Source organism: Brevundimonas sp. GW821-FHT10A07 (assembly GCF_059415785.1).
Genome location: NZ_JBWKNX010000008.1, coordinates 142,065 through 158,146 on the forward strand (window position 1 = coordinate 142,065; position 16,082 = coordinate 158,146).

Consider the following 16,082-nt stretch of genomic DNA (forward strand, 5'->3'; position numbering starts at 1 on the left):
GTTTCAGCTTTCAGGCGAGGTCGAACGGGAGGGGATCAGGCGGCGACCTGACGCTTGCCTAGGTGGATGCCGCACTCGACCTTGTCCATCCCCGACCAGCGTCCGGCGCGCGCCTCTTCGTCGTCTTCGACGGCGCGGGTGCAGGGCCAGCAGCCGATAGAGCGGTAGCCCTGCTCGACCAGAGGATGACGCGGCAGGTCGTGCGCCTCCAGCCAGGCCTCGACGTCCTCGGCGTCCCAGTCCGCCAGCGGATTGATCCGCAGCACCCCGTCCAGCACCTCGAACGGCTTCAGCTCGGCGCGCGTCGCGGCCTGATAGCGTTTGCGCCCGGTGATGACGGCGTTGAAACCCACCGTGGCGCGGGCCAGCGGCCGCACCTTCCTCAGATCGCAGCAGGCGTCGGCGTCGGTCCGCCAAAGGTCGTCGCGGGCGTCCAGGCTCGCCTTCTCGTCCGCATCCGGCGTCACCAGCCGCACGTCGGTCAGCCCCAGTGCCTTGGTCAACTGGGTGCGATAGGACAGGGTCTGGAGGAAATGCTGGCCCGTCTCCAGGAAGACCACCGGCACGTCCCGGTCCGTCTCGGCCACGATGTGCAGCAGGGCCGCCGATTCCGCCCCGAACGAAGATATGGCGCCGACGCGCAGCCCCAGGGCTGGATCCAGCGCCGCCTTCAGGATCTCGGACGCATCCCTGCCCTCGGTCTCGCGGTTCAGCCGGTCGGCCAGCGCTTGCAGATCCGGGTCGTTCGACGCCGCCCGCCGCCTTTGCCAGATGGTCGGCGCCGGATCGACGGCCGGCTGATACGACCCGCTGAACGCCTGATCCATCCGCGCCCAGGCCGCCGTGTCCGCGCCCGGCGCCAGTTCGACCGCGTCAAAACCCGAGCGCCGCAGATGCCGCGCCTGGTCCGGCAGGACCTTGCCCGCCGCGATCAGCCGCCCGGCATAGCCCCGCTCGCGCAGCACCGCCGCCAGCGAGAAGCCGCGCCCGTCGCGAAAGGCGTCGAACTCCAGCACCAGGACGTCGGTCGCGGCGGCGGCGGCCTCGACCTCTTCCAGCGGCGTGGTGACCGACAGCCGCGGCCCGTTCTGGACCCCTTCAAGCGTTTGCAGCATCGAGCGTCTCATAGATGGCGTCGCGGAAGGGATCGGGACCGACGCGGCGCACCGTGTCGATGAACCGCTCGCCCTCGGCGCGGATTTGCAGATAGCGGTCCAGGGTCCGCTGGATCGCCGGCGCGACCTCGTCCGCCGGCAGGCTCTTACCGACGATGTCGCCCAGGGCCGCCTGTTCGTCAGGCGAACCACCGACAGTGATCTGGTAGTATTCCTCGCCCTTGCGATCCACGCCCAGCACGCCGATGTGGCCGACGTGGTGGTGGCCGCAGGCGTTGATGCACCCGCTCATATTGATCCGGACCGGCCCCAGCCGCTCCTGATAGTCCATGTCGGCCAGCCGCTTCGACAGGGCCTGGGCCACCGGGATCGACCGGGCGTTGGCCAGGCTGCAATAATCCAGCCCTGGGCAGGCGATGACGTCCGTCGCCAGATCGGCGTTGGCCGTCGCCAGCCCCACCTCCAGCAGCGCCCGCCACAGCGTCGGCACATCGTCCAGCTTCACATGGGGCAGGACCAGATTCTGCTCATAGGCGGCGCGCAGTTCGTCGAAGGCGTAGCGCTCGGCCAGATCCGCCACCGCGTCCATCTGGTCCGCCGTGATGTCGCCCGGCACCCCGCCGACCGGCTTCAACGACACCACCACCGAGGCGTAGCCCGCCTGGCGATGACGCCGCACATTGTTCCTCGCAAACCGGGCGAAGTCCGGATCGGCCAGCAGGGCGCGGTCGAACGGCGCGCTGGCCTTGGGCAGATCCTCGAACGGCGGCGGGGCGAAATAGGCCTTGATCCGCTCGGCCTCGTCCTCAGGGATCCGCAGGTCTTCCAGGCGCAGGGTGGCGTAGTGCTTGTCCACCTCCTCGCGGAAGGCCTCCAGCCCGACCGAGGCGACCAGGATCTTGATCCGCGCCTTATGGATATTGTCGCGCCGCCCCAGCAGGTTCCACGCCCGCAGTATGGCGGTCAGATAGGCCAGCAGGTCCGCCGCCGGCACGGCCGATGCGATCTCCTGGCCAATATGGGGCAGACGCCCCTGCCCCCCGCCGACGAAGACGCGGAAGGCGGTCCCGCCATCCGCGCCGCGCACGATCTGAAGGCCCACATCATGGGTCCGGATCGCCGCCCGGTCCTTCTCGGCCCCGATCACCGCGATCTTGAACTTGCGCGGCAGGAAGCTGAACTCCGGGTGGATGGTCGACCATTGGCGGATGATCTCGCACCAGGGGCGCGGATCCTCGATCTCGTCGTCGGCGGCGCCGGCGAAGACGTCGGTCGTGGTGTTGCGGATGCAGTTGCCCGAGGTCTGGATGGCGTGCATCTCGACCTCGGCCAGATCGCTCAGGATCGCGGGCAGGTCGGTCAGGGCCGGCCAGTTGTACTGGATGTTCGTCCGCGTGGTGAAATGGCCGTAGCCCTTGTCATAGGTGCGGGCGATATGGGCCAGTTGGCGCATCTGCCGACTGTTGAACGTCCCATAGGGAATGGCGACCCGCAGCATATAGGCGTGGAGCTGCAGATAGACGCCGTTCATAAGCCGCAACGGCTTGAACTCGTCCTCGGTCAGGGCGCCGGACGCCCGGCGCGCCACCTGGTCGGAAAACTCCTCGACCCGTTCACGCACCAGGGCGTGGTCGAACTCGTCATAGCGATACATCAGCCCACGCCTCCTGCGACGCTGTGGCCGACGGTCGGTCCGGCGGAACGAATCCGCTCCTTCAGCCGGTCACGGCCCGAGGGCGTGCGGTCCTGAACCTCGACCAGATAGGGATTGACGAAGATGTCCGGTCGCCCGGCGACCTCGGCCAACACGATCTCGGCCGTGGCGTCGTCCAGGGTCGAGGCCTGGTCGAGGCCCTCCACCGGCTGATTGTCCACGCCCGCATAGATGACCCGGCCGTCCGACAGGCGGTTTGCAGTGACGATCTTCACGCCGCCACCTCCGCCCGCACATCCAGCTGGGCCGCCGAAAACGCCGCCGTCTCGCCGACGAACAACAGGGCCGGCCCGCTCAGGTCGGCGCCCCGCACCAGGGCGCCCAGCCCGTCCAGCCGGCCGGTCAGCACCCGTTCGTCCGGCCGGCTGCCGTTCTCGACGATGGCCACCGGCGTCGAACCCAGACGCCCCGCCGCCATCAGCTTGCCCGCCGTCTCCTCGGCCCGGTCCACGCCCATATAGATGGCCAGCGTATGATTGGGCGCGGCCAGCCGGGCCCAGTCGGCGTCGCCCCCGCCGGGCTTGGCCTGGGCCGTCACGAAGGTCACCGCCTGGGCGTGCTCGCGGTGGGTCAGCGGAATCCCCGCCGAGGCCGCGCAGGCCAGGGCCGCCGTCACCCCCGGCACCACAAAGACCGCCACGCCCGCCGCCCGCATCGCCTCCAGCTCCTCGCCGCCGCGCCCGAAGACGAAGGGATCGCCGCCCTTCAGCCGCACGACCCGATGGCCCGCCTTGGCCTCCTCGATCATCAGGGCCTCGATCTGGTCCTGGGGCACCGAATGTTCGCCACGCGCCTTGCCGACATACAGGCGTTTGGCGTCGCGACGCGCCCGCTCCAGCACCGCCTCGGGCACCAGCCGGTCGTGGATGATGACGTCGGCGTCCTGCAACACCCGCAGCGCCTTCAGCGTCAGCAGCTCCGGATCGCCCGGCCCCGCCCCGACGATATGGACCACGCCCTGTTCCGGCGCGGCCGAATTCAGCAGCCGCAGCATCTCGCGCCGCGCCTCGGCCGTGCGGCCTGCCGCCGCCAGATCGGCCGCCGGTCCCCGGAAGGCCTTCTCCCAGAACCGACGCCGGGCCATGAAGTCGGGCACATTGGCCTTGACCGTGTCGCGCAGCTCGCGCGCCAGCCGGGCCACATTGGCCAGACCGGCCGGCAGCACGCCCTCGATCCGCGAGCGCACGTCGCGCGCCAGTATGGGGGCCGATCCGCCGGTGGCGACCCCGATCACCACCTCATCGCGGTCGATCAGGGCCGGGGTCTGGAAGTCGCTCAGATGGGGCTTGTCCACCACATTGACCTGAGCCCCCGCCGCCCGGGCAAGCGCGCCCAGGCGCGTCAGCTCATCCGCATCATCCAGCGCCATGAACACCAGTCGCGCGCCCGCCAGGTCCCCGGCGTCCGGCGACCGCAGCAGCGGCGTCGGCGCGGTCAGCGGCGTCTCCATCCGGGGCGGCGCGCCGTCCGGCGTGAACCACAACAGTTCGGCGGGAGTGTTCAGAAACAGTCGCAGCTTCGCCAGCGCCGGTTCCCCGCCGCCGATGATCACGATCTTTGCGGCCTCCAGCGGGATGGCGGCGAGAAATACACGCATGGGTCTTGCTTTCAGGGTCGCCGGGAGAGGAAACAGGGACGACGTCAGGATGCCGACCTTCGGCTTCTGCACCCAGACCCGCAAACCAGATTGCCTTTGGCGCGCTGATAGGATTTCTAACGGCGATGGCCCGTTCCCTGCTCCCGCTCAACGCCCTCCGCGCCTTCGAGGCCGCCGCGCGTCACCTGAACTTCTCGCGCGCCGCCGACGAACTGGCCGTGACGCCGGGCGCCGTCAGCCAGCAGATCCGCCTGCTCGAGGACATCGTCGGCGGGCCCCTGTTCGTGCGCGAGGCGCGCGGCCTACAACTGACCGACCTGGGCCGATCCTCGGTGCCCCTGCTGCGCGAAGGGTTCGAACGGCTGATGGACGCCTCGGCCCTGCTGCGCGAACCGCCGCGCCGCCGTCAGGTGTCGATCAGCGTCGCCCCCGGCTTCGCCTCCAAATGGCTGATGCCGCGCATGGACGACTTCCACACCGCCCATCCCGAGATCGAACTGTGGATCTCGGCCGACATGGAGCCGGCCGACCTGACCGAGGGCAAGGTCGATCTCGCCGTCCGCTACGGCCCCGGCGACTATCCCGGCCTGACCGTGGACCGACTGATGACCGAGACGGTCCTGCCCGTCTGCGCCCCGTCGCTGATGGACGGCGAACACCCGATCCGCAAACCCGCCGACCTGGTGCGCCACATCCTGCTGCACGACATGTCCAACGACGGCGACCCCAGCCGCCCCGACTGGGCCATGTGGCTGAAGGCGCGCGGCGTGCGCCACCCCGACCCGCGCCGCGGTTCGCGCTTCAACCAGTCCAGCCTGCTGATCGAGGCCGCCGTCTCCGGCCGCGGCGTCGCCCTGGCCAAACGCACCCTGGCCCAGGCGGACCTAGCCTCGGGCCGTCTGGTCGCCCCCTTCCCGGACGGCTCGGAAGCGGTCGGCTTCGCCTATTCCGTCGTCCAGCCCCGCGACCGACCACCCTCGCCCAGCGCCACCGCCTTCGTCGCCTGGCTGAAACGGCAGGCGGTCGATCACGACAATACGATGGGGCAGCTTTAGGTCGCCGCAAACCTTGACTCCGGCGGCGGCCGGACCGACACGACCGCCCCATGATCACCCGCTATTCCCGCCCCGCCGCCGCCGCCATCTGGTCGCAAGAGACCAAGTACAAGATCTGGTTCGAGATCGAGGCCCACGCGGCGACCAAGATGGCCGAACTGGGCGTCATCCCCCAGGACGCGGCGGACGCCATCTGGGCCAAGGGCAAGGACGCGACCTTCGACGCCGACCGCATCGACGAGATCGAACGCACCACCAAGCACGACGTCATCGCCTTCCTGACCCATGTGGCCGAGATCGTCGGCGACGAGGCCCGCTTCCTGCACCAGGGCATGACCTCGTCGGACGTGCTGGACACCTGTTTCGCGGTCCAGCTGGCCCGCTCGTCGGACCTGCTGATCGACGGCGTGGACCGGGTTCTGGCCGCGCTGGAGACCCGCGCCAAGGAGCATAAATACACCCCGACCGTCGGCCGCAGCCACGGCATCCACGCCGAGCCCGTGACCTTCGGCCTGAAGCTGGCCGGCTATCACGCCGAGTTCCAGCGCGCCAAACGCCGCCTGATCACGGCCAAGGAAGAGATCGCCACCTGCGCCATCTCCGGCGCCGTCGGCACCTTCGCCAATGTCGATCCGGCCGTCGAACAGTACGTCGCCGACAAGATGGGGCTTCAGGTCGAGCCGGTCTCCACCCAGGTCATCCCGCGCGACCGCCACGCCGCCTTCTTCGCGGCCCTGGGCGTCGTCGCCAGCTCGGTCGAACGCCTCGCCATCGAGATCCGCCACCTGCAGCGCACCGAGGTGCTGGAAGCGGAAGAATTCTTCGACAAGGGCCAGAAGGGCTCGTCGGCCATGCCGCACAAGCGCAACCCCATCCTGACCGAGAACCTGACCGGCCTGGCCCGTCTGGTCCGCTCGGCCGTGACCCCGGCGATGGAAAACGTCGCCCTGTGGCATGAGCGGGACATCAGCCACTCGTCGGTCGAGCGCGGCATCGGCCCCGACGCCACCATCCACCTGGACTTCGCCCTGCAGCGTCTGGCCAATGTGGTCGAGCGTCTGAACGTCTATCCCGAGAACATGCAGGCCAACATCGACCGCCTGGGCGGTCTGGTGCATTCGCAACGCGTCATGCTGGCCCTGACCCAGGCCGGCGTCTCGCGCGAGGCCGCCTATGCCGCCGTCCAGGAGAACGCCATGAAGGTCTGGCGCGGCGAAGGCGCCTTCCTGGACTTCCTCAAGGCCGACGAACGCGTCACCCTGCCCGCCGAACAGCTCGAAGCCCTGTTCGACCTCGGCTATCACACCAAGAATGTGGACGTGGTGTTCAAGCGGGTGTTCGGCGAGGGGTGATCTTCAGTATTGAAAATCGCACCGATTTTCGTACTCTATCCCCATGCAACGGGTCGAAGCCTCTGTCGCGGTCAGCGTCTCTGACCTGAAGAAGAGCCCCAGCGCCGTCATGGACGACGCAGCGGGCCAGACCGTGGCCGTGCTGAACCACAATCGGGTCATGGCCTATATGGTCCCCGCCGCCGCCTACGAGGCGATGGTCGAACGACTGGACGACCTGACGCTGATCGAGACCATCCGCCAGCGGCAGGACGAGGCGCCGGTGCGCGTCTCGCTCGATGCCCTTTGATCTTCAGTTTCTCCCCTCCGCGCTGAAGGAGTGGGAGAAACTGGGCGCGCCCGTCCGCAACCAGTTCAAGAAGAAGCTGGCCGAACGACTGGAGAGTCCGCGTGTTCCGAAGGATGCGCTTCACGGGATGCGCGATCACTACAAGATCAAGCTGCGCGACGCCGGATATCGGCTGGTCTATCGGATCGAGGATGCGATCGTCACGGTGACTGTCGTCGCCGTGGGCAGGCGCGACCGCAGCCAGGTCTATCGGGACGCGGCGCGTCGGGAATGACCAAGAGCCAGTTCCCCCCCGTCGTCGACGCCGCCACCCGCCTGCTGATTCTCGGCAGCCTGCCCGGCGACGCCTCGCTGAAGGCGGCCCAATATTACGCCCATCCCCGCAACGGCTTCTGGCCGTTGATCGGCGGCGTGCTGGACGAGCCCCTGACCGCCCTGCCCTACCCCGACCGCCTGGACCGGTTGAAGGCGCGCGGCGTCGGCCTGTGGGACGTGATCGCCTCGGCCCAACGATCCGGCAGTCTGGACGCGGCGATCAAGTCGCCCGAGGCCGCCGACCTGCGCGGGCTGATCGAAAGCCTGCCCGAACTCCGCGCCGTGGCCTTCAACGGCGGCCTGGCGGCCAAGCTGGGAAGACGGATCCTTTCCGACCTCAACGGCGTGACCCTGATCGATCTGCCGTCCTCCAGCCCCGCCCATGCAATATCCTTGTCGGCAAAGGCGGCGGGCTGGGCCATACTGGGCGACTTTCTCCCGGATAAGCCTGCCGCCTGATGATCCTGACCCTTTCCTGCCCCGACCGCCACGGCATCGTCGCGGCCGTGTCCGCCTTCCTGCTGGAGCGGGACGCCAATATCTCGGACGCCCAACAGTTCGGCGACGCCTCCAGCGCCACCTTCTTCATGCGGGTGGTGTTCGAACCGGCCGACGGCGACGCCCTGGCCGCCATCCACGCCGCCTTCACGCCGCTTGCCGACCGTTTCGCCATGGACTGGACCCTGCGAGGGCCGGAGCCGCGCAAGGTGATGATCCTGACGTCCAAATTCGATCACTGTCTGGCGGACCTGCTGTACCGCTGGCGGATCGACGAACTGCCGATGGAGGTGACGGCCGTCGTCTCCAACCACCCCCGCGAAATGATCGGCCATGTCGATCTGGGCGACCTGCCCTTCCACCATCTGCCGGTCAGCGCCGCCGACAAGCCGGCGCAGGAGGCGGAACTGCTGCGCCTGATCGAATCCACCGGCACGGAACTGGTCGTCCTGGCGCGCTACATGCAGATCCTGTCCGACGATCTCAGCCGCCGGCTGGAGGGACGCTGCATCAATATCCACCACTCCTTCCTGCCCGGCTTCAAGGGCGCCCGCCCCTATCACCAGGCCCATGCGCGCGGGGTGAAGGTGATCGGCGCCACCGCCCACTATGTCACGCCCGACCTGGACGAAGGCCCTATCATCGAACAGGATGTAGAGCGGATCAGCCACCGCGACACCCCGGAAGATTTGATCCGTAAAGGTCGTGATATCGAACGTCGAGTTCTGGCCCGCGCGGTTCGACGCCATCTAGAAGATCGCGTTTTGCTGCACGGCACAAAGACGGTCGTGTTCGAAGACTGAACGGTCAAGCTGCGCTATCTTGTCGCGCGACACGCATCCTTTAGGTCATGCCGAACGTAACCTTGTCGTGACCGCGACAACGCGGGCCAATAGGGAACGAAACTCCATGACCAATATTCGCACGCTCATGCTCGTCGCCGTATCCGGCGGGGCGCTGATGGCGCTCGGCGCCTGCAACAACAACGAAACCACCACGCCCGCAGACTCCACCGCCATGGCCCCGGCCGAAGGCGCGGCCATGGCCCCGATGGCGGCCGATCCCATGGTGGGCGGCGCGGCCATGAGCCCGAACGAGACCATCGTCGCCAATGCGTCCAAGGCCTCGAACCTGTCCACCCTGGTCGCCGCCGTTCAGGCCGCCGGCCTGGTCGAGACGCTTCAGGGTCCAGGCCCCTTCACCGTCTTCGCCCCCGACAACGCCGCCTTTGACAAGATTCCCGAGGCCACCCGCACCGCCCTGATGCAGCCGGCCATGAAGGCCGATCTGACCAAGATCCTGACCTATCACGTGGTCGCCGGCCGTCTGACCGCCGCCGACATCGCCAGCCAGGCCCAGGCCAACGGCGGGACCGCGACCCTGGAGACGGTTCAGGGCGAGGAACTGAAGGTCGCGGCCGGTCCGAACGACACCTGGGTCATCACCGACGCCAAGGGCGGCAAGTCCACCATCACCCAGGCCGACGTGGCCCAGTCGAACGGCGTGGTCCACGTCGTCGATGCGGTTCTGATGCCGTAAAAATAATTACAGTCCGGTCGGAACGGGCTGAAACCAAATCTCGCGCGCCGTGTTCTTCAGGGGCGCGAGACGCACAGTACGCCGGGTGAGACATCCCCCAACGTCCCCGGCAAAAAGAAAGGGCCGCACTTTCCCCCGGGTGCGGCCCTTTCGAATTCTCAAACCCGCCCTTAGGCCGGACGTCTACTCCCCGGCGCGAATCTGCTCGCGCGCGATGGAGGCCAGTTCGTCGATCTTGGAGCGAATCTCGCCTTCCGACACCGACAGGCCCGAGGCCTTGAAGTCGCCGGCGACCTTGCGGAACACGTCCTCGTCGCCGGGCTGCTCCATGTCGGCGCGCACGATGGCCGCAGCGTACTGGTCGCTGCTTTCAGCCGACAGGCCCATCTTCTCGGCCGCCCACAGGCCCAACATCTTGTTGCGCCGGGCGATGGCCTTGAATTCCTGCTCCTGATCGAGGGCGAACTTGGCCTCGTAGCCTTTTTCCCGATCGTCGAAGGTCGTCATGTCGCTCAGCATAGCTCCGAACGCCCCGCTAACCTCGGGGCAAGCGCCGTCTATAGCCCGACCGCGCCTGAACGCAACATGACTTCCGTCGCATCCCGTCCTCCTCCCTCCCGCATTCCGGTTTCGCCTCATTTGTATCGGAGGCCGCGTTCGGCTAAGGAGTCGCCGAACGAGATTGACTGCCCGAACGATTCAGAAACGCGCCGCCAGGACCGGGTCTTCCCCTTTCCATCATGGCCGCGCGATTTTTGTTTTTGGAGGGCGCCCGTAGGCCGGGACCGGAATATGAACAGCAAGCGCAAGAAGATTTACGAAGGCAAGGCCAAGATCCTGTACGAAGGACCCGAGCCCGGCACCCTGATCCAGTACTTCAAGGACGACGCCACCGCGTTCAACGCGCAGAAGAAGGCGGTCCTCGAAGGCAAGGGCGTGGTCAACAACCAGATCAGCGAATTCATCATGTCGCGCCTGAACGGCATCGGCGTGACCAACCACTTCATCAAGCGCCTGAACCTGCGCGAGCAGTTGATCCGCGAAGTCGAGATCATCCCGCTGGAAGTCGTCTGCCGCAACATCGTCGCCGGCTCGATGAGCCAGCGTCTGGGCATCGAGGAAGGCACGCCCCTGCCCCGCTCGATCATCGAATTCTACTACAAGAAGGACGAGCTCAACGACCCGATGGTCACCGAAGAGCATATCACGGCCTTCAACTGGGCCTCGACCCAGGAACTGGACGACATCCTGGCCATGACGGTTCGGGTCAACGACTATCTGTCAGGCATGTTCGGCGCCGTCGGCATCACCCTGGTCGACTTCAAGATCGAGTTCGGCCGCATCTGGGAAAACGACTTCAGCCGCGTCATCCTGGCCGACGAAATCAGCCCGGACAGCTGCCGCCTGTGGGACGCCACGACCGGCGAGAAGATGGACAAGGACCGCTTCCGCCGCGATCTGGGCAATGTCATCGAAAGCTACACCGAAGTCGCGCGTCGCCTCGGCATCATGAAGGGCATGCCGACGGTGATTCAGGGAGGGCTGCACTAGTGGCTAAGGTCAAGGTTCACGTCTTCCTCAAGCCCGGCGTCCTGGACGTCCAGGGCAAGGCCGTCGAAGGCGCCCTGCAGGGTCTGGGCTGGACCGGCGTGTCGAACGCCCGCGTCGGCAAGCTGATCGAGTTCGACCTCGACGGCGTTGCAGACCCCCAGGCCGAGGCCAAGAAGATGTGCGAGCAACTGCTCGCCAACACGGTGATCGAAGGCTACCGCATCGAGGCGGCCTGACGCATCACGCCTCTTCCTCACAATGATGGGGAAGAGGCGGTTGCATCCCTTCTGCGGCCCCCCAGTTAAGCTAACGGCTTGATTGACGGAGCGCCCATGACCTTCACCCTCACCTCCACCGACATTCAGGACGGCGGCGTCCTTCCCGACGCCCAGGTCCACGCCAAGGGAAACACCTCGCCCCACCTCGCCTGGTCCGGCGCGCCTGAAGGCACGAAGAGCTACGCCGTCACCTGCTATGATCCCGACGCCCCGACGGGTTCAGGCTTCTGGCACTGGACCGTCGCCAACATCCTCGCCGACGTGACCGAGCTGGCGACCGGCGCCGGTTCGCCCGGCGGCGACCTGCCCTCCGGCGCGGTCCAGGGGCGCACCGATTTCGGCCAGGCCGGCTTCGGCGGCGCCGCCCCGCCCCCCGGCCACGGCCCGCACCGCTACATCTTCACCGTCTTCGCCGTGGACGTGGAGCGGCTGGACGTCACCGCCGACGATTCCGGCGCCGTCTTCGGTTTCAACCTGCATTTCCACACCCTGGCCAAGACCTCGATCACGGCGACCTACGAAAACCGCGGCTGAGGCGTTGATCCAAGGAGGAGGCTCCTTATGTTGCATCGCAACATCCCCCTCCCCCTTTACGGATAGCTTTCATGGCCGCTGGCGGCGCCGTCGTCGATTCCGACGTCACCAACGAACCCATGACCGCCGGACGGGTGGCCCTGGTGCTGATCGCCCTGGCCATGGGCGGTTTCGCCATCGGCGTGACCGAGTTCGCGGCCATGAGCATCCTACCCGACTTCGCCGCCGGCCTGAGCGTCGACGCCCCGGCCGCCGGCCATGTCATCAGCGCCTACGCCGCCGGCGTCGTTGTGGGAGCGCCGATCCTGGCGGTGCTGGGCGCACGCAGCCCGCGCTGGCTGCTGCTGATCGGCTTCATGGCCCTGTTCGCCATCGGCAACGGCCTGTCGGCCCTGGCGCCGACCTATGAATGGATGCTGGTCTTCCGCTTCCTCAGCGGCGTGCCGCACGGCGCCTATTTCGGCGTGGCGGCCCTGGTCGCAGCGTCGGTCGTGCCGCTGCATCTCCGCACCCGGGCCGTCTCGACCGTCCTGATGGGTCTGACGGTCGCCACGGTCATCGGCGTGCCCTTCGCCAATATGATCAGCCACGCTTTCGGCTGGCGCTGGACCTTCGCCATCGTCAGCGTCCTGGCGGTGACCACCATGGGTCTGGTCGCCCTGTTCGCCCCGCGCGACCCGGCCCATCCGGACGCCAGTCCCGTGCGCGAACTGGCCGCCCTGAAGCGGAGCCAGGTCTGGCTGACCCTGGGCGTCGGCGCCGTCGGCTTCGGGGGCATGTTCGCCGTCTACGCCTATCTGGCCTCGACCCTTCAGGCCGTGACCGGCGTGGGGCCGGAAATCATGCCCTGGGTCTTCGCCGTCTTCGGCGTCGGCATGTTCCTGGGCAATATCCTGGGGGCCTGGGCCGCCGACCGGGTCGGCTTCCCGGCGGCGGGCGGCCTTCTGCTGTGGAGCGCCGCGGCCCTGGCCCTCTATCCGTTCGCCGCGCCTCACCTGTGGGCCGTCATGATCGTCGTCTTCCTGATCGGCGGCGGCGGCGGCCTGGGCTCGGTGCTGCAGACCCGGCTGATGGACGTCGCCGGCGACGCCCAGACCCTGGCCGCCGCCCTGAACCACTCGGCCTTTAATACCGCCAACGCCATCGGCCCCCTGCTGGGCGGCATGGCCATCGCGGCCGGCTACGGCTGGACCTCGACCGGCTGGGTCGGCGTCGGGCTGTCGCTGGGCGGCTTCGCGATCTTCGTGGCGGCGTGGGCGGAGGGACGGAGACGCGCCGCGTCCAAGCGTTTGGCGTAACCACAGTTTATGGTAGTATGAACTCATGGCCGACGTCACCAACGACCTCATCTACGAAGTGCTGAAGTCCATGCAGACACGCCTGGACCGGATCGACGGCAATGTCGCCGGCGTGAGAGGCGAACTTCAGGCCATGCGCCTCCACCTCAACGGCCTGAACCAGGACGTCTCCAACCTGTATCAGATTGTCGATCGTCAGGACGCCCGCCTCGGCCGGATCGAGACCCGCCTCGGACTTCTTGAACCCGCGCACTGACATTTCCTGAAAACGATGCTAGAGGCCCGCGCCATGAGCGCAGCCGTCATCGTCTTCCCCGGTTCCAACTGTGATCGCGACTGCAAGGTCGCCGTCGAACGCTCCACTGGCGAGCCCGTCTCCATGGTCTGGCACGCCGAGACCGAACTGCCCTCGGGCCTGGACCTGATCGTCATTCCCGGCGGCTTCTCCTACGGCGACTATCTGCGCTGCGGCGCCATGGCGGCCCAGTCGCCGGTGATGCAGGCGGTCAAGAAGGCCGCAGACGACGGCGTCGCCGTGGTCGGCATCTGCAACGGCTTCCAGATCCTGTGCGAGGCCGGCATGCTGCCCGGCGCCCTGCTGCGCAACAAGGGGCTGAAATACGTCTGTAAGCCCATCGCCTTGACTGTCTCCAACGGCCAGACCCGCTTCACAGCCGGCTACCAGGGCCAGCGCGAGGTGGTCATGACCCAGGGCAACGGCGACGGAAACTTCTTCGCAGACGCCGAGACCCTGGCCCGGATCGAGGGCGAGGGCCAGGTGGTCTTCCGCTACGTCGACAACCCGAACGGCTCGGTCAACGACATCGCCGGCATCCAGAATGCGCGCGGCAATGTGCTCGGCATGATGCCCCACCCCGACCGCGCCTTCGAGGCCGAACTGGGCTCCGCCGACGGCGCCGTGCTGTTCCAGAGCATCTACGCGGCGGCTTGACGGCAATCTGTCGTTGAGGCGAAGTAGCGCAATGCTTCGCTCCATCTCCGCCGTCCTGTTCCTTTGCCTGTCATCCTCTGCAGCCTGGGCTCAAGAGGCCTCGCAGCCCCCCGCGCCGGTTGATTCCGCACGGGAGGATTGGACCCTGGCGCGTCTTCCCGAGCACGACGCCGTAGTGGCTACCATTGGTTTTACGTCCGGCCTCAACCTCATCGCGAGGTGTCAGGGCGGCGTGTACGATCTGATGATCAGCGGCTTGCCGGAAGCGCCCAAGAATCAGCCGACACGAGAGCTGGGGATTCAGGTCGGCGATGAAGGCGAATCAAAAACGACAGTCTGGACGGTAGGATCGCAGCGAACGATGGCGTTCAGTCGCATCCCCGCCCTGGTCGCGCGGGACCTGGCTGAAGGCGGAAAGCTGCAGGTCGTGATTCCGGCTGACCGCCCGGGTGGTCCGCGCACCCGCTACGTCATGGATGTAGAGCCCTCCAGCCAGGCCATCGCCGAAACCCTGACGGCCTGCGGCCGCCCTGTCATCGACCCGCGCGAGGAGCGTGCAGATCAGATCGAAGGCAACGGCCAGGACGGGCTGCCCGCCGCCGTGATGTGGCGGACCATGCCTCGCCCCACCTTTCCGGAATCGGTCAGGGGCCGAAGCCCCCGCATGGGCTATGTCGTGCTTTCGTGCGTCGCCGAGGACGACGGCGGCCTGACCGAGTGCGTGACGGAGAGCGAGCAACCGCCCGGCTACCATCTGGGCTTGGCGGTTCAAAGATCTCTTCCGCGCGCGCGCCTGAAGCTGACGGACGAAGCCGCGGCCAGCGGGCGGCCTTTGGCAGGCCGCCTGATCGTGTTCAGCGTGAACTTCAGAATGGAAAACTGACGGATCTTCGGCCCGGTCAGGTCCCCAGCTTCGGCGTCGCCCCGCCCCCAGCGTCGATGGCGTCGAACAGGGCGCGGATCAGCCCTCGCTCTTCCTCGGTGATCTCGGGCTTCCAGACGTCGAAGATCAATATCGTCCGGTCTTGGTCGCTGTCGTTCCAGGCCTCATGCTCGATCGTGTCATCGAACGCCCAGGCCTTGCCTTCCTCCCACTGACGCAGGTCCGACCCCACCCGGAACCAGGACCCCGGCGGCGCCACCAGCGGCAGGTGGCAGATCAGGCGGGTGTTGATCAGGCCGTGATGCGGCGGAATCCGCGCGCCCGCCGCCAGTTTCGAAAAGAGGATCGACGGCGACCGCCCGGGAATGATGCTCAGCGGCGCGGCCTCCAGCGCCTTCAGGGTCTGCGGGCACCGCGCGGCGATCTCGGGCGCGACCACGCCGTCCTTCCACAGGAAGACCGCGCTCCAGGCCGGATTTTCCAGCATCCCCGCCTGTCCGCTGCGCGGTCGGTTCGAACGGTCCTCGACATAGGGAGCGAACAGGGCGGGTTCCGCCAGAACCGCCTCCAGTTCGGCGCGGATGGCGGGCGCCGCCGCCTCGATCTCCGCCAGCCAGGGCGTGTCGGCGCGGGGCTGGAACTGGACCTGCGGCAGGCCCGGAAACAGATAGAATTTCGGCTGCTGGTGATACAGTTGCTTGCGCCCGGTCAGCAGGTCGAGCGACAGGGCGAACCGCGCGCTGGACTGGGCTTCGTCAAATCCGCGCGCCTTGATCCCGGCCAGAAGCTCCTCCTCGAACCGGCGCCTCATGTCCGCCAGCGCCTGTTGCACCCGCCGCAACTCGCCCTTCAGTTCGGGATCTGCGCCGCGCTGTTGCGCACTCGCCAAGGCCGCGCCGTAAAAGCTCGAGGCGGACCGCGCATCGCCCCGGGCGGCCAGGGCGTCGCCCTTGAGAATGGCCCCCAGGACATTGCGTCCATCGACACCCAGCACCCGCTCCGCCGCGGCGAGCGCCGCGTCGGAATCTCCGCCCGCTCTAGCGGACAGGGCGTGCTGAAGAAGCGTCTCCAGAGCGACGGCGGCGTCTGCGTTCATGCGCGGCATGAACGAC

At 67.4% G+C, this 16,082-nt stretch carries 20 protein-coding genes; 14 read left to right on the plus strand and 6 right to left on the minus strand.

The genetic code is table 11. From position 1 onward, the window contains the following. Positions 1 to 35 precede the first annotated feature (35 nt). Genes AC07NC_RS08820 through cysG form a run of 4 tightly spaced genes read right to left on the minus strand, consistent with a single transcriptional unit; the run spans position 36 to position 4,426 of the window. Positions 36 to 1,115 (minus strand): phosphoadenylyl-sulfate reductase, encoded by a 1,080-nt coding sequence (locus AC07NC_RS08820; protein ID WP_494569294.1) that lies wholly within the window; start codon positions 1,113 to 1,115, stop codon positions 36 to 38. Further along, positions 1,099 to 2,769, minus strand: a complete 1,671-nt coding sequence (locus AC07NC_RS08825; RefSeq protein ID WP_494569295.1) for a nitrite/sulfite reductase — start codon at positions 2,767 to 2,769, stop codon at positions 1,099 to 1,101. Before AC07NC_RS08825 ends, AC07NC_RS08820 begins: the two co-directional genes overlap by 17 nt. After that, positions 2,769 to 3,044: a DUF2849 domain-containing protein gene (locus tag AC07NC_RS08830; protein WP_035309183.1), complete on the minus strand. Its 276-nt coding sequence runs from the start codon at positions 3,042 to 3,044 to the stop codon at positions 2,769 to 2,771. Before AC07NC_RS08830 ends, AC07NC_RS08825 begins: the two co-directional genes overlap by 1 nt. Beyond that, a complete protein-coding gene (cysG, locus tag AC07NC_RS08835) occupies positions 3,041 to 4,426 on the minus strand; it encodes a siroheme synthase CysG (protein ID WP_494569296.1) in 1,386 nt (461 codons plus the stop codon). Before cysG ends, AC07NC_RS08830 begins: the two co-directional genes overlap by 4 nt. Before the next feature lie 125 nt (positions 4,427 to 4,551). Here cysG and gcvA point away from each other — a divergent pair, with 125 nt between their 5' ends. From gcvA to AC07NC_RS08870, 7 genes are all read left to right on the plus strand, one after another. Next, entirely contained in the window at positions 4,552 to 5,481 is a 930-nt protein-coding gene (gene gcvA / locus AC07NC_RS08840; RefSeq protein ID WP_494569297.1) for a transcriptional regulator GcvA, read from the plus strand. Positions 5,482 to 5,531: 50 nt separating this feature from the next. Next, positions 5,532 to 6,833 carry an adenylosuccinate lyase gene (gene purB, locus AC07NC_RS08845; protein ID WP_494569298.1) on the plus strand — a complete coding sequence of 434 codons (1,302 nt, stop codon included), beginning with the start codon at positions 5,532 to 5,534 and terminating at the stop codon, positions 6,831 to 6,833. 43 nt (positions 6,834 to 6,876) lie between these two features. After that, positions 6,877 to 7,122, plus strand: a complete 246-nt coding sequence (locus tag AC07NC_RS08850) for a type II toxin-antitoxin system Phd/YefM family antitoxin (protein ID WP_035308397.1) — start codon at positions 6,877 to 6,879, stop codon at positions 7,120 to 7,122. Next, positions 7,112 to 7,396 carry a type II toxin-antitoxin system RelE family toxin gene (locus AC07NC_RS08855; protein ID WP_494569299.1) on the plus strand — a complete coding sequence of 95 codons (285 nt, stop codon included), beginning with the start codon at positions 7,112 to 7,114 and terminating at the stop codon, positions 7,394 to 7,396. The genes AC07NC_RS08850 and AC07NC_RS08855 overlap by 11 nt, the downstream gene beginning before the upstream one ends. Beyond that, positions 7,393 to 7,896 carry a DNA-deoxyinosine glycosylase gene (locus AC07NC_RS08860; protein WP_494569300.1) on the plus strand — a complete coding sequence of 168 codons (504 nt, stop codon included), beginning with the start codon at positions 7,393 to 7,395 and terminating at the stop codon, positions 7,894 to 7,896. Before AC07NC_RS08855 ends, AC07NC_RS08860 begins: the two co-directional genes overlap by 4 nt. Beyond that, positions 7,896 to 8,738 (plus strand): formyltetrahydrofolate deformylase, encoded by an 843-nt coding sequence (gene purU / locus AC07NC_RS08865; protein WP_494569301.1) that lies wholly within the window; start codon positions 7,896 to 7,898, stop codon positions 8,736 to 8,738. Before AC07NC_RS08860 ends, purU begins: the two co-directional genes overlap by 1 nt. A 106-nt stretch (positions 8,739 to 8,844) precedes the next feature. Further along, on the plus strand, positions 8,845 to 9,474 hold the full coding sequence (locus tag AC07NC_RS08870; protein ID WP_008261651.1) for a fasciclin domain-containing protein: 630 nt from the start codon (positions 8,845 to 8,847) through the stop codon (positions 9,472 to 9,474). Between the two features lie 183 nt (positions 9,475 to 9,657). Here AC07NC_RS08870 and AC07NC_RS08875 read toward each other — a convergent pair whose 3' ends face one another. Beyond that, positions 9,658 to 9,981 carry a DUF1476 domain-containing protein gene (locus tag AC07NC_RS08875; protein ID WP_196066380.1) on the minus strand — a complete coding sequence of 108 codons (324 nt, stop codon included), beginning with the start codon at positions 9,979 to 9,981 and terminating at the stop codon, positions 9,658 to 9,660. A gap of 285 nt (positions 9,982 to 10,266) precedes the next feature. Here AC07NC_RS08875 and purC point away from each other — a divergent pair, with 285 nt between their 5' ends. The 7 genes from purC to AC07NC_RS08910 all read left to right on the plus strand — a co-directional run bounded on the left by purC (position 10,267) and on the right by AC07NC_RS08910 (position 14,970). Beyond that, on the plus strand, positions 10,267 to 11,025 hold the full coding sequence (purC, locus tag AC07NC_RS08880; protein WP_008263270.1) for a phosphoribosylaminoimidazolesuccinocarboxamide synthase: 759 nt from the start codon (positions 10,267 to 10,269) through the stop codon (positions 11,023 to 11,025). Next, entirely contained in the window at positions 11,025 to 11,261 is a 237-nt protein-coding gene (gene purS, locus AC07NC_RS08885) for a phosphoribosylformylglycinamidine synthase subunit PurS (protein ID WP_008260221.1), read from the plus strand. Before purC ends, purS begins: the two co-directional genes overlap by 1 nt. 96 nt (positions 11,262 to 11,357) lie before the next feature. Next, positions 11,358 to 11,837, plus strand: a complete 480-nt coding sequence (locus tag AC07NC_RS08890) for a YbhB/YbcL family Raf kinase inhibitor-like protein (protein ID WP_494569302.1) — start codon at positions 11,358 to 11,360, stop codon at positions 11,835 to 11,837. A 71-nt stretch (positions 11,838 to 11,908) separates the two neighbouring features. Continuing rightward, a complete protein-coding gene (locus AC07NC_RS08895) occupies positions 11,909 to 13,135 on the plus strand; it encodes an MFS transporter (RefSeq protein WP_494569303.1) in 1,227 nt (408 codons plus the stop codon). Between the two features lie 25 nt (positions 13,136 to 13,160). Continuing rightward, positions 13,161 to 13,391 (plus strand): hypothetical protein, encoded by a 231-nt coding sequence (locus AC07NC_RS08900; protein WP_008262274.1) that lies wholly within the window; start codon positions 13,161 to 13,163, stop codon positions 13,389 to 13,391. 33 nt (positions 13,392 to 13,424) lie between these two features. After that, positions 13,425 to 14,087, plus strand: a complete 663-nt coding sequence (gene purQ / locus AC07NC_RS08905; RefSeq protein WP_292147840.1) for a phosphoribosylformylglycinamidine synthase subunit PurQ — start codon at positions 13,425 to 13,427, stop codon at positions 14,085 to 14,087. A 31-nt stretch (positions 14,088 to 14,118) separates the two neighbouring features. After that, positions 14,119 to 14,970: a hypothetical protein gene (locus tag AC07NC_RS08910; RefSeq protein WP_494569304.1), complete on the plus strand. Its 852-nt coding sequence runs from the start codon at positions 14,119 to 14,121 to the stop codon at positions 14,968 to 14,970. Between the two features lie 16 nt (positions 14,971 to 14,986). Here the strand turns inward: AC07NC_RS08910 and AC07NC_RS08915 are convergent, their stop codons facing one another. Further along, on the minus strand, positions 14,987 to 16,075 hold the full coding sequence (locus AC07NC_RS08915; RefSeq protein WP_494569305.1) for an aspartyl/asparaginyl beta-hydroxylase domain-containing protein: 1,089 nt from the start codon (positions 16,073 to 16,075) through the stop codon (positions 14,987 to 14,989). Positions 16,076 to 16,082 lie beyond the last annotated feature (7 nt).